The organism is Jiangella sp. DSM 45060 (assembly GCF_900105175.1).
Lineage (GTDB): Bacteria > Actinomycetota > Actinomycetes > Jiangellales > Jiangellaceae > Jiangella.
Genome location: NZ_LT629771.1, coordinates 4036922 through 4048577 on the forward strand (window position 1 = coordinate 4036922; position 11656 = coordinate 4048577).

Consider the following 11656-nt stretch of genomic DNA (forward strand, 5'->3'; position numbering starts at 1 on the left):
CGCCGCGGCGAGTCAGGCGTTCACCCAGATCAGGAACGCCGGTCGCGGAAGCGTTGGGGAGAACCTACCGACCGCAAGCGGTTGCCGCAATAGCAACAGGTTGCTGTTTCATTGCAACAGCGGCCGGTTCGGGGCCATCTCACCCTTCCCCGGGCGCCCAGGCCGGATCGAGCGGCTGCTGCGTCTCGAAGTCGGAGGTGACGTCGACGAACCGGCGCTGCGCCCCGGACTCCGCCACGGCCGCCGCGACGTCCAGCACATGCGCCGCGACCTCGGCGTTCGCCCGGTGCGGGCGGTCCGCCGCGATGGCCTCGGCCAGCTCCGCGACGCCCAGTCCGCGGCCCAGGCGGGCCCCTTCGGTGGGCACCTCCCGCCAGTCGTCGGTCCCGGCCGGGCAGAGCCGCAGCGGGCCGTCGAAGCGGTTGGGGTCTGGCAGCCGCAACGTGGCCTCGGTGCCGCCGATCTCCAGGAATCCGTGCCGCTTGCGCGGCGAGTCGAAGCTGAAGACGGTGGTCGCGACGGCGCCGGAGGCCAGCTCCAGCACGGCCGTGGTGTGCGTCGGCACCTCGGCGGCGAACCGCGTGCCGGCCCGCGGCCCGCTGACGACGACGCGTTCGGCCGGACCGTCGCGCTCCATCGCGGCGACCCGCCGCACCGGCCCGAGCAGCACCGTCAGCGCCGTCAGGTAGTACGGGCCCATGTCCAGCAGCGCGCCGGCGCCGGCAGCGAACAGGAACTCCGGCGCCGGATGCCAGCGGTCCGGCCCGGGGTCCTGGAAGCAGGCGATGGCCGACACCGGCCGGCCGATCGCGCCGGAGCGCACCAGCCGCAGCGCGGTCTGCACCCCTGCGCCGAGGAAGGTGTCAGGCGCGCTGCCGACCCGCCGCCCGGCCTGCCGCGCCGCGTCGAGCAGCAGGTCCGCCTCGGCCCGCGACCGTGCCAGCGGCTTCTCGCCGTAGACGTGGTGCCCGGCCCGGAGCGCGGCGACGCCGACCTCGGCGTGCGCGGCGGGGACGGTGAGGTTGACGACGATGTCGACGTCCGGGCGGCCGATGACGTCCTCCGGGCCGCCCGCGTGCGGCACACCGGCCGCGTCCGCCGCCGCCCGGGCCCGCTCGACGTCCAGGTCGCCGCAGGCCACGACGTCGAAGCCGGGAACGCGCGGCAGGTTCTCCAGGTAGGTCCGGCTGATCGTGCCGCAGCCGACGACGCCGATGCCGACGCGCGCGCTCACGCCGCCACCGCCTCGTCGAGCCGGGCGAGGGCCGCCCGGTTGCGGGCCAGCAGGTCCAGCACCGGCCCGGCACAGCGGTCGATCTCGAGGATCCGCGCGGCTCCGGGCGGCGCCGCGGCAAGGACGGCGGCCACCGGCAGGGTGCCGCGGCCCAGCTCCACCTGGTCGGCGGCGACGTCGCCCGGGCCGTCCTTGACGTGCACGGAGCGGACGCGGTCACCGAGCCGCTCCAGCAGCGCCGCGACGTCCGCGCCGCCGACGTGCGCCCAGTAGAGGTCGACCTGGAAGCCGACCTCCGGTGGCGTGGCGTCGGCCAGCACGTCCAGACCGTGCCTGCCGTCGGGCAGCAGCGCCAGCTCCCAGTAGTGGTTGTGATAGGCCAGCGCGAGCCCGGCCCGCGCGGCCTGCCGCCGCCACGCGGCCAGCCGGGCGCCGACGCGGCGGATGCCGTCGGCGTCGGCCCAGTCCTCCGGCTCCGAGCGCGGGATCACCAGCGTGTGCGCGCCCAGCGCGGCCACCCGGTCCAGCGTGGCGGGGTCGGTGTCGCGGGCGTGGACGCTCGGGATCGCGAGGCCGTGCCGCTCGGCGTCGGCGCGCAGGCCGGGCACGTCGCTCAGGTCGTACGGCTCGACGGCGTCGATGCCGGCCGCGGCCAGCGCGGCGAAGGCGCCGGCCCGGTCACCGGCGTCGCGCAGCGAGTACAGCTGCGCGCCCACCTGCGCGCTCATGCCGGCTGCCCGGCGTCGAACCAGGCCCGCACCTCGGCGTCCAGCGGCGGCACGTCCAGCGCGCCGCCGCCCGAGCGCAGCGACGTCGTGGCCGTCGCCGCCGCGGCCACCGCGGCCCGCGCGTCGACCGGCGAGGTCTGCGTCGTTCCGCCCTCCCGGACGAACCGGAGGAACTCGCGCAGCAGCGCCGGGTCGGCGCCGTGGTGCCCGCCGGGCGCATCGGGGATCGGGAACGTCTCGTCGCCGTCGGGCGCGAACTCGGTGCGCCGGTTCCACAGCCGCACGACGCCGCCCGGGCCGAGGCCGAAGTTCTCCAGCCGGCCCTCGGTGCCGATGACGGTGTAGTTGCGCCAGTAGTCCGGCGTGTAGTGGCACTCGGAGTAGGTGGCGTACACGCCGTTGTCCAGCGCCATCGTCATCATCGAGAGGTCCTCGACGTCGATCACCGGGTTCAGCCCGGTCTGCGCCAGCGGCGGCCAGTTGCGCTCGCGGTCCAGCCACTCGGTCACGACCTGGCCGGTCCGGTCCTGCCGGTCGGCGACCTGGCCGTACACCGTCAGCCCGCCCATCGCGCTGACCCGGCTGGTGTGCCCGCCGGCCAGCCAGTGGATGACGTCGATGTCGTGCGCGCCCTTCTGCAGCAGCAGCGAGTTCACCTTGGACCGCTCGGCGTGCCAGTCCTTGAAGAACCGGTCGCCGCCGTCGCCGACGAAGTAGCGGCACCAGATCGCCTTGACCTCGCCGATCCGGCCGCCGGCGATCAGCTCGCGCAGCAGCATGATGACCGGCATGTGCCGCATGTTGTGGCCCACGTACAGGCGGCTGCCGGTGCGTCGTGCGGTGGCGAGGATCTGGTCGGCCTGCTCGACGGTGATCGCCAGCGGCTTGTCGACGAACACCGCGACCCCGGCCTCGAGCAGGGCGCACGCGTGCTCGGCGTGCAGGTGGTCCGGCGAGGTGACGAACGCGGCGTCGACGCCGACGTCGATCAGCTCGTCGACGGTCGCGGTGGCCGCGACGCCGGGCCCGAACCGCTCGGCGGCGCGGTCACGGGCCCGCGGCAAGGGGTCGCACGCGGCGACGACCTGCGCCGACGGGTCCAGGTCGGCGGCGGTCTTCGCGATGATCCCGCGGTTGCCGTTGCCCACGACGCCGAGCCGCAGCGGGGCGTCCGGGCCGAGGGCGGGACGGTTCGAAGTGGTTGACGGAGCAGCCATGCCCAGGGACGCTACGTGACGCAAACGGTTGCCGCAAGGAACCATTGACGATCATGGCGACATGCAGTGTGAACGTGTCGCAAAATCGCTCGGGTGCGCTACGCTCGGCGTGTTTGCAGCACGATGCACCCCCGCGACCACGCAGGAGGAGACACCGATGAGCGTCACGCTCGCCGACATCGCGCGGGCCACCGGCCTGTCCGCCTCCACGGTCTCGCGCGCGCTGTCCGACCCCGACAAGGTGAACCCGCGCACCCGCGACCGCGTGCGCAAGATCGCCCAGGACATGGGCTACGTGCCGAACCAGGTGGCGCGCTCGCTCACGTCCGGGCGCAACGACCTCATCGGGCTGATCGTGCCCGACATCGCGAACCCGTTCTTCCCGCCCATCATCAAGGCCGTGCAAGCGCGGGCCAGCGCCAAGGGCAAGACGGTGCTGATCGCCGACGTCGACGAGCACCCGTCCGACGAGATCCAGCGCGCCCGGGTCATGCGCAAGCGGGTCGACGGCCTGGTCGTCGTGTCGCCGCGCACCCCCGACGACCGCCTCGACCAGCTGGCCGAGCTGCGTCCCATCGTGTTCGTGAACCGCGAGGTCAAGGGCGCGGCGAGCGTCATCATCGAGGACACCGAGGGCATGCGCGAGGCGGTCGAGCACCTCACCGCGCTCGGGCACCGCCGGGTCGGCTACCTCAACGGCCCGCGCCGCTCGTGGTCGAACACCCAGCGGCAGAACGCCGTGCGCGAGGCGTGCGCGGCGCACGGCGTCGACCTCGTCGAGTTCGGCCCGTTCGAGCCGCAGATCCAGGCCGGCGTGCGTGCCGCCGACCTCGTGCACGCTTCCGACGTCACCGCCGTCATCGCCTACGACGACATGATCGCGCTCGGCCTGATGGCGCGGCTGAACGAGCGCGGCGTGCGAGTCGGCCCCGACATCAGCGTCATCGGCATCGACGACAGCCCGATGTCCGGCATGGCCTACCCGACGCTCACCTCCATCCACGTGCCCGGCTCCGAGGCCGGCGCCCGCGCCGTCGACATCGTCCTCGACCTCGCCGACACCGCGGGCGACGCCGAGCCGTCCGTCGTCCAGCTGGAGACCCGGCTGATCGTGCGCAGCTCCACCAGCCCCGTCCGCGAGCGCTAACTCAGCTCCCCCGCCGTCGCGGCGGCGCCGTGGCGGGCCAGGTCGTCCAGGCACCGGGCGACGTCGGCCACCCAGGCGTCGTCGGTGGCCAGGTCGTCCGGGACGACGGCGGCAATGCGCAGCACCCGCGCGACGTCCGACGGGAGGACGGCGCGCAGGGCGTCGCGGGCCGGGTCGGTGACGGTGAGTGGGCGGCCGTCGTCGGAGCGGCCGGCCAGGACGAAACGCAGCCAGGCCGCCACCACCAGCGTCGCGGCGGCCGACGGACGACCGGCGGCGCGGGCGGCGAGGAGCGTCGGCAGCACCCGGACCGGCAGCTTCTGCGATCCGTCCGCCGCCACCTGGTCGCAGCGATGCCCGAGCGCCGGGTTGGCGAAGCGCCGCAGCACCGACGCCGCGTAGGCGGGCAGGTCCCAGCCGGGCGGCGCGTCGATGGTGGCCAGCACGTCGCGGTGCAGCGCCTCGACCGCGCCGCGGATCGCGGGGTCGGCGACGGCGGCGGCGATGGTCTCGTGCCCGGCCAGCGCGCCGAGGTAGGCGATCATCGAGTGCGCGGCGTTCAGCACCCGCAGCTTGGCCGTCTCGTGCGGTCCGACGTCGGCGACCAGCTCCGCGCCGGCCAGCTCCCACGGGGGCCGCTCGCCGGCGAAGTCGTCCTCGATCACCCACTGGCTGAACGGCTCGGCCGCGACCACCGCGTCGTCGGCGGCGCCGGTCAGCCGGAGCGCGTCGGCCCGGTCGGCCGGCGTGGTGGCCGGGACGATGCGGTCGACCATGGCGGACGGGAACCGGGCCGACGCCGCGATCCATCCGGCGAGGTCGCGCGCCAGCGGCGCCGGCAGCCGGGCCACGAACTCTCCCACCAGCGCACCCAGCCGCCGGCCGTTGCCGACCAGGTTGTCGCACGACAGCACCGTCACCGGGCCCGCGCCGGCCGCCATGCGCCCGTGCAGCCCGGCGGCCAGCAGCCCGAGTCCGGTCCGCGGCCGCTCCCCCGCCGCGACCGCCGCGACGTCGGCGCGCACGGCGTCGTCGTCGAGCAGCGCGCCGGTGACGGGGTCGGCGAGGTAGCCCTTCTCGGTGATCGTCAGCGTGACGACGCCGACCGCGGGGTCGGCGAACCGGGCGGCGACCGCGGCCCAGTCCGTCGGCGCGTGCCACGCCTCGGCGACGGACCCGACGACGTGCGCCGTCACCCGGTCACCGGAGCGGTCCAGCACCGTGAACAGCCCGTCCTGCCGGCGCAGCGCCGCGACGACGTCCGCCGAGCGCGGCGCCACCTCGACGATGCCCCAGCGCGGGTCGCCGGTCGCGGTTATCGCGCGGTCGGTGTAGACGGCCTGGTGCGCGCGGTGGAACGCGCCGACGCCGAGGTGGACGACGCCGGGCCGCGGCGCGGGCGTCGTCCGGGACAGCCGCGGCACCGTCACATCACCGCGCCGAGCTGCCACGGTGCGAACTCCTCGTCGCCGAAGCCGAGCGCCTCGCTGGCGGTCTGCCGTCCGGACGCGGTGGCGACGACGGCGTCGAAGATCTGCCGGCCCAGCTCGTCCAGGCCCATCTCGCCGTCGGCCACGGCGCCGCAGTTGAGGTCCATGTCCTCGGTCATGCGCTGGTAGACGGCGGTGTTGGTGGCCAGCTTGAGGCTGGGCACCGGCTTGCAGCCGTACACCGAGCCGCGTCCGGTGGTGAAGCAGACGATGTTCGCGCCGCCGGCCACCATGCCGGTGACGGAGACCGGGTCGTAGCCGGGGGTGTCCATGAACACCAGGCCGCGGCTGTCGACGCGCTCGGCGAACCGGCGCACCGCGCGCAGCGGCGTCGAGCCGGACTTCGCGACCGCGCCGAGCGACTTCTCCAAGATCGTGGTGATGCCGCCCTCCTTGTTGCCCGGCGACGGGTTGTTGTCGAGGCTGCCGCCGTGCTTGGCGGTGTACTCGCGCCACCAGGCGATGCGCTCCAGCAGCGCGTCGGCCACCTCGCGCGACTCCGCCCGGGCGGCCAGCAAGTGCTCGGCGCCGTAGATCTCCGGCGTCTCGCACAGCACCGCGGTGCCGCCCTGCGCGATCAGCAGGTCGGCGGCGACGCCCAGCGCCGGGTTCGCGGTGATGCCGGAGTAGCCGTCGGAGCCGCCGCACTTCAGCCCCAGCACCAGCTCAGACACCGGCACCGGCTGCCGCTGGACGTCCAGCCGGTCCAGCACGTCGGCGACGGCCTGGACCCCGGCCCGGACGGCGGCGGCGGTGCCGCCGGCCTCCTGGATGGTCATGCCGACGACGGGGGTGTGCTCGGGGAGGTCCAGCTCGGCGATCTGGTTGACCTCGCAGCCCAGCCCGAGCACGATCAGCGCGCCGAAGTTCGGGTGGTCGGCGTAGCCGGACAGCGTCCGCTTGAGCAGGTCCAGGCCCTCGCCGTCGGAGGCCAGGCCGCAGCCGCTGCCGTGCGTGATCGCGACGATGCCGTCAACGCTCGGGTGCGCCGCGAGCCGTCCGGACATCCGCACCTGGTCGGCGATCAGCTTGGCGACGGTGGCCGAGCAGTTCACCGACGTGATGATGCCGACGTAGTTGCGGGTGGCGACCCGGCCGTCGGCGCGGACGATGCCCTGGAAGGTCGCGGCCGGCACCGGCTCGGGCACGACGCCGCCGCCGATCGCGACGTCCTGGTCGACGGTGTCGTGGTAGCCGAGGTTGTGCAGGTGCACGTGGTCGCCGGGCTCGATCGGCGTCGTCGCGTGCCCGATGACCTGGCCGTACTTGAGCACCGGGGCGCCGGCACCGACGGCGCTCAGGGCGACCTTGTGGCCGGCCGGGACGAGCTGGCGGCTGACCAGCCCGGTACCGGGCACCGGCGTGCCGGCGGGCAGCGGGTCGAGCGTCACCGCCACGGAGTCGTCGGCGCGCAGCCGCACCAGCCGGGTGGGTTCGGGTGTCACAGGGGTCCTCCAGATGGTGATGCCGGCAGCCAGCGGCCACGCAGCACGGTGGCCCAGGGCCGGAAGCCGGGGTCGAAGATCGCCAGGTCGGCGTCCATGCCGGCGGCGACGGCGCCGCGGCGCGCGGACAGCCCGGCGACGGCGGCGGGCCGGCTGGTGGCGGCGGCGACCACCTCGGCGAGCGGCCAGCCGAGGTCGTCGTGCAGGTGGGCGAGCATGTCCGGGAGCGTGCTGGTGCTGCCGCCGAACGCCTCGGCGCCGGCCACCATGCCGACGCCGTCGCCGACGACGCACTCGACGGTGGCCAGCCGGTAGCGGTACCCGGCGGGCATGCCGGTGCCCGGGGTGCCGTCGGAGACCACGACGAGGCGGTCGCCGGCGCAGCGCCGGGCGATCTCCAGCAGCTCGGGCGGGAGGTGCCGGCCGTCGGCGATGACCTCCGCGGTGAGGTCGGCCGCGGCCAGCGCGCCCTCGAGCAGGCCGGGGACCCGCCAGGGCCCCTCGCGGCGGGTGGTGGACTGCCCGCTCCACAGATGGGTGACGTGCGTCAGCCCGGCGCCGGCCGCCTCGGCGAGCTGCCGCGCCGTCGCGTCGCTGTGCCCGGCCGCGACGACGACGCCCGCGGCGGCCAGCCGGCGGGTGGCGTCGACGGCGCCGGGCAGCTCCGGCGCGAGCGTGATCATCCGCAGCGTCGCCGCGTGCTCCAGCAGCACGTCGACGTCGCGTGAATTCGGCGGGGCCAGGACGGCGGGGTCGTGCGCGCCGCACTGGGCGGCCGCGAGGAACGGGCCCTCCAGGTGGACGCCGAGCACCCGGGCGGCGTCGGCGGGCGTTCCGGCGACGAGGCCGGACAGCGCCGCGACGCGCGCCGCCAGCACGTCGACCGGCGCCGACACCAGGCTCAGCTGGACGCTGGTGACGCCGGCCGCCGCGAGGTGCCGCAGCACCGCCGTCACCCCGGCCTCGCCGGCGTCGTCGAAGGCGTGGCCGGCGGCGCCGTGCACGTGCAGGTCGATCAGCCCCGGCGTGACGATGCGGCCGCCGACGTCGACGATCCGGGCGTCCGGCGGCACGGGCCCGGCGCCGACGGCGACGATGCGGCCGCCGTCGGCCAGCACCGTCCGGTCCGGCTCGACCCGGCCGTCACTCACCACCGTGGCGTGCGTCAGCGCCAGCATCGCTGCCACCTTTCAGCAACCGTTTGGATCGGGCTCAGCCGACCGGGACCTCCAGCTGACCGGCCGACTCGGGGTCGAGGAACAGTGTCGCGTGCCCTGCGGTCCGCAGGATGGTGGCGGGGCAGGCCGGGCTGATCTCGTCGCGCAGCGCGGCCGCGACCGCCGCCGCCTTGCGCTGGTCAGGCGTGCAGACCAGCACCTGCGTGCCGGACAGCAGCGCCGGCACGGTGAGCGAGATCGCGGTGGCCGGCACGGCGGCGTCGTCCGGGAAGTGACCCTCCCCGACCTGCTGCGCGCGCGACTCCGGCGTCAGCGTGATGACCCGGGCCAGCCGCTGGTCGGCGAAGTCGGCCTCGTTCGGCTCGTTGAACGCGATGTGGCCGTTCTCGCCGATGCCCATGCAGATGAGATCCAGCGGGCCCTCGCGCAGCAGGTCCTCGTAGCGCCGGCACTCGGCCTCGGCATCGGGCGCGTCGCCGTCGATGTAGTGCACCCGCTCGGGCTGGAACGGCTCCTCGATGCGCTCGCGGATCCAGCGCCGGAAGCTAGCCGGGTGGTCGGCGTCGATGCCGACGTATTCGTCCAGGTGGAACGCGGTCACGCGGTCCCACGGGACGTCCTGCGACCGCAGCGCCTGGACGAACGCGAACTGCGAGTTGCCGGTGGCGAAGACGGCGCGGGCCCGGCCGGTCCGGGCGACGGCGTCGCGGATGACGGCGGCCGCGCGCTCCGCTGCCGCCTGGCCCATCTCGGCGGTGCCGGAGTGCACCTCGACCGCGAGCTCGCCGGCCTGGAACTGGGTGATCGGTTCGGACACAGAGACCCTCCTGTGGGCATCGCTGGACGACGTCGCTGCAACCCTACTGCAAGTATTGACACAAATGCACAACCGCTTGCAGTATCGTCCGCACCCACCTCGCTCCCAGGTCTTGGAGGATCGATGAGCTCCCTTCCGGATGCCCGCCCCGACCGCACGGAGAACCACACCCTCACCCGCCGCGCCTTCACCGCGGCCGGCGCGCTCGCCGGCGTCGGCGCCTTCGTCGCCGGATCGCCCGCGTTCGCCGCCGTCCGCCGCGGCACCGCCGACGCCCTGGTCCCCGCGTTCCCCGGCGCGCTGGGCTGCGGCATGTACACCACGGGCGGCCGCGGCGGCGACGTCTACGAGGTGACCAACCTCGACGACTCCGGGCCGGGGTCGCTGCGCGAAGGGGTGAAGGGCAGCAACCGCACCGTCGTCTTCCGCGTCTCCGGCACCATCTACCTCAGCTCGCGCCTGGACATCAGCGGCTCGAACCTCACCGTCGCCGGCCAGACCGCGCCCGGCGACGGCATCTGCATCGCCGGCTACCCCACCCGCATCGCCGGGCAGAACGTCGTCGTCCGGTACCTGCGCTGCCGCATGGGCGACATCGCCGGCATCACCGAGGACGCGATGTGGTTCCGCCGCACCGCCGACGTCGTGCTGGACCACTGCTCGCTGACCTGGAGCACGGACGAGGCGCTGTCGCCGTACGAGAACACCCGGGTGTCGGTGCAATGGTGCATCGTCGGCGAGAGCCTGACGATGTCGGTGAACCCGGAGGGCAGGCACGGCTACGGCGGCATCTGGGGCGGCGAGAACGTGTCGTTCCACCACAACCTGATCATCCACAACTCCAGCCGCAACCCGCGGTTCGCGCCGGTCAACGCCACCGGACCGGACTACGCGCTGACCGTCGACCACCAGAACAACGTCATCTACAACTGGGGCTTCAACTCCGCGTACGGCGGCGAGGACTCCGCCGGCATCAACCTGATCGGCAACTACTACCGGCCCGGGCCGGACACGCTGGCCGAGGTGCGCGACCGCATCGTCGAGCCGACGGTGAGCACGCTCGGCGGGCCGGGGACCTGGTACGTCGCGGACAACCACATGGACGGCTCGCCCGAGGTGACCGCCGACAACACGCTCGGCATCGACGGCGACGTGCCGATCACGCTGCGCACCACGCCGGTGCCGTTCCCGCAGCCGCTGCCGGCCGAGGCGGCGACCGTCGCGTTCGATCGGGTGCTCAACGAGGCCGGCGCCATCCTGCCGCGCCGCGACTCCGTCGACGCCCGGCTGGTCGAGGACGTGCGGCGGCGCACGGGCCGGCTGATCAACTCGCAGACCGAGGTGGGCGGCTGGCCGTCGCTGGCCTCCGTCCCGGCTCCGGCCGACAGCGATCACGACGGCATCCCGGACGCGTGGGAGACGGCAAACGGGCTGAACCCGAACGACCCGGCCGACCGCAACACCGTCGGCGCCGACGGGTACACGAACCTCGAGCGCTACCTGAACTCGATCGGTGGCCCCGCGTCGTCGAACCCGTCCGTCACGCTGCTGCAGCCGGGAACGAACGCGCTGGTGGCGGCCGCACGCACGACCGGGCGGGTGGTGCTGAACGCGACCGCGACCGGCCACGGCGCCGCCATCGACCGGGTCGAGTTCTACGCCGGCGACGAGCTGATCGGCACCGCCACCAGCGCCCCCTACCGCGTCGAGTGGACCGGCGTCGCCGACGGCAGCTACTTCGTCACCGCCCGCGCCGTCGACACCGACGGCAACGCCACCTCGACCACCTCCACTCCGGTGCACGTCAACCGGATCACCCGCACCGCGCCCTGGGTCGGCGCCGACGTCGGCTCGGTGCCGGTGCGCGGCGCCACCTCGGTGTCCGGCGACGCGGTGACGGTGAAGGGGTCGGGCGCGATCGGCGGGACGGCGGACAGCTTCCGGTTCGCGTTCCAGCGCCGTGACGGCGACTGCGAGATCGTCGCCCGGATCGACGCCATCAGCAAGGTGTACCCGGAGGTGGCCGCCGCGGTGATGGTCCGCGCCGACCTCGCGCCGTCGGCGCCGTTCGCGATGATGGAGCTGACCTACCTGGGCAGCGGCAAGGTGTCGCGGTTCTCGGTCCGCTCCGCGCACGGCGCCGAGGCCGTCGTCACCCAGTACCCGGCCGTCCCCGAGGAGGTGCCGATCGACACCCCCTACTGGGTCCGCCTCACCCGCCGCGGCGCCACCGTCACCGGCGCCGTCTCGCCCGACGGCGTGACGTGGCACGAGGTCGGCGCCGCGGACGTCGCCCTGCCGCCGTCGGCCTTCCTCGGTCTCGCCGTCGACGGCCACCAGGAGAACACGGCCAACGCCCGCTACACCACGGCCACGTTCGGCGCGGTCACCGTGCGCTGA

General features: G+C 74.5%; 9 protein-coding genes. 2 read left to right on the plus strand and 7 right to left on the minus strand.

From position 1 onward, the window contains the following. Positions 1-139: 139 nt before the first annotated feature. The 3 genes from BLU82_RS18105 to BLU82_RS18115 are packed head-to-tail and all read right to left on the minus strand — an operon-like array spanning position 140 to position 3179. The gene (locus BLU82_RS18105) at positions 140-1234 is read right to left on the minus strand and encodes a Gfo/Idh/MocA family protein (RefSeq protein ID WP_092622522.1); all 1095 of its coding nucleotides are present in this window, start codon (positions 1232-1234) and stop codon (positions 140-142) included. Continuing rightward, complete coding sequence (locus BLU82_RS18110; RefSeq protein WP_092622523.1) at positions 1231-1962, minus strand: sugar phosphate isomerase/epimerase; 732 nt, start codon at positions 1960-1962, stop codon at positions 1231-1233. Before BLU82_RS18110 ends, BLU82_RS18105 begins: the two co-directional genes overlap by 4 nt. Further along, positions 1959-3179, minus strand: a complete 1221-nt coding sequence (locus BLU82_RS18115) for a Gfo/Idh/MocA family protein (protein ID WP_092622524.1) — start codon at positions 3177-3179, stop codon at positions 1959-1961. Before BLU82_RS18115 ends, BLU82_RS18110 begins: the two co-directional genes overlap by 4 nt. A gap of 157 nt (positions 3180-3336) precedes the next feature. Here BLU82_RS18115 and BLU82_RS18120 point away from each other — a divergent pair, with 157 nt between their 5' ends. Then, entirely contained in the window at positions 3337-4326 is a 990-nt protein-coding gene (locus tag BLU82_RS18120) for a LacI family DNA-binding transcriptional regulator (RefSeq protein WP_092622525.1), read from the plus strand. On the opposite strand, the gene BLU82_RS18125 is transcribed toward BLU82_RS18120, so the two are convergent. Genes BLU82_RS18125 through BLU82_RS18140 form a run of 4 tightly spaced genes read right to left on the minus strand, consistent with a single transcriptional unit; the run spans position 4323 to position 9256 of the window. Further along, positions 4323-5777 (minus strand): mannitol dehydrogenase family protein, encoded by a 1455-nt coding sequence (locus tag BLU82_RS18125; RefSeq protein ID WP_092622526.1) that lies wholly within the window; start codon positions 5775-5777, stop codon positions 4323-4325. The genes BLU82_RS18120 and BLU82_RS18125 overlap by 4 nt on opposite strands. Next, positions 5753-7261 (minus strand): UxaA family hydrolase, encoded by a 1509-nt coding sequence (locus tag BLU82_RS18130; protein ID WP_092622527.1) that lies wholly within the window; start codon positions 7259-7261, stop codon positions 5753-5755. Before BLU82_RS18130 ends, BLU82_RS18125 begins: the two co-directional genes overlap by 25 nt. Beyond that, positions 7258-8439: an N-acetylglucosamine-6-phosphate deacetylase gene (locus BLU82_RS18135; RefSeq protein ID WP_092622528.1), complete on the minus strand. Its 1182-nt coding sequence runs from the start codon at positions 8437-8439 to the stop codon at positions 7258-7260. The genes BLU82_RS18130 and BLU82_RS18135 overlap by 4 nt, the downstream gene beginning before the upstream one ends. A gap of 34 nt (positions 8440-8473) precedes the next feature. After that, positions 8474-9256, minus strand: coding sequence for a glucosamine-6-phosphate deaminase (locus BLU82_RS18140; protein ID WP_092622529.1), 783 nt, complete (start codon positions 9254-9256; stop codon positions 8474-8476). Between the two features lie 123 nt (positions 9257-9379). On the opposite strand from BLU82_RS18140, the gene BLU82_RS36160 reads away from it, so the two are divergent. Further along, entirely contained in the window at positions 9380-11656 is a 2277-nt protein-coding gene (locus BLU82_RS36160; protein ID WP_092622530.1) for an Ig-like domain-containing protein, read from the plus strand.